Here is a 757-nt window from a genome sequence, read left to right as displayed (position 1 = left end):
ATGTATCACCTGACGAATATGAAAAGCTGTATGAGAGGGGTATGTTACTGTCTGCTGCTTAGCAGGCAGAACTTCTCATTTTAATTTGTACTAAATCTTGACATAGGACCAACTTAAACATCTCTGCAAACAATCCCTTAAAGAGCTTTAACTCATCCTTATCCAGCTCGATTGCAAATTCATTGTCGATTGCCTGTTTTTCGCATTTATCCTTTTCCTTTGCAATCTTACGCACCACACGAAGAAGCACATAGCACTCCTTGGACTTTGCAATGCTCTGTTTAAAGGTCAGCTCATCCTCATCGACTGACTTCTGTGTCTGATAGATAATCTCTTTTAACTTATCATTGATACCATCTACTTCCTCAAGGGAAATAATAACGGATGCCTTAGAAGCACCCGATCTGTCCCACTCCTTATGAAGTTCCTTTACTAAAAACTCCATGTTCTTAATTACTGTTGTTGAATCACTTTTCATCTTGCTCTTCCTCCGTTTTCTTTTAATGAAGAAGGGAGCTGACTTTCGCTGATAGGTGCAAAATCAACTCCCTTCATGTCCTCTGCTCCAAGGACTATCTGCTCTGCATAATACATATCCATTGCCTTATTGATGGCATCGTCAAGCGACTCTGCCTTTACTTTCTGTACTGATGTTAGCATCTAATTAGTACAAAACAAAAATGAGATATTCCCTTGATACAAATAAAATGTATAATAACAAGAGGAGGAACTCATCATGTCATGTAAGAAAACTCAA

The 757-nt window shown here is 38.4% G+C and carries 2 protein-coding genes; both read right to left on the bottom strand.

Translation table 11 applies throughout. The features are described 5' to 3' along the window. Nucleotides 1-58 precede the first annotated feature (58 nt). Nucleotides 59-478, bottom strand: coding sequence for a hypothetical protein (locus tag ACTQ3K_RS12630; protein WP_441568236.1), 420 nt, complete (start codon nt 476-478; stop codon nt 59-61). Beyond that, nucleotides 475-660 carry a DpnD/PcfM family protein gene (locus tag ACTQ3K_RS12625; RefSeq protein ID WP_441568237.1) on the bottom strand — a complete coding sequence of 62 codons (186 nt, stop codon included), beginning with the start codon at nt 658-660 and terminating at the stop codon, nt 475-477. Before ACTQ3K_RS12625 ends, ACTQ3K_RS12630 begins: the two co-directional genes overlap by 4 nt. Nucleotides 661-757: the final 97 nt, after the last annotated feature.

This window comes from Candidatus Paralachnospira sp. LCP21S3_A2 (assembly GCF_052118925.1).
Taxonomy (GTDB): Bacteria; Bacillota; Clostridia; order Lachnospirales; family Lachnospiraceae; genus Lientehia.
Note: the sequence above shows the minus strand (reverse complement) of the source record. Positions and strands in the feature narration are given on the sequence as shown.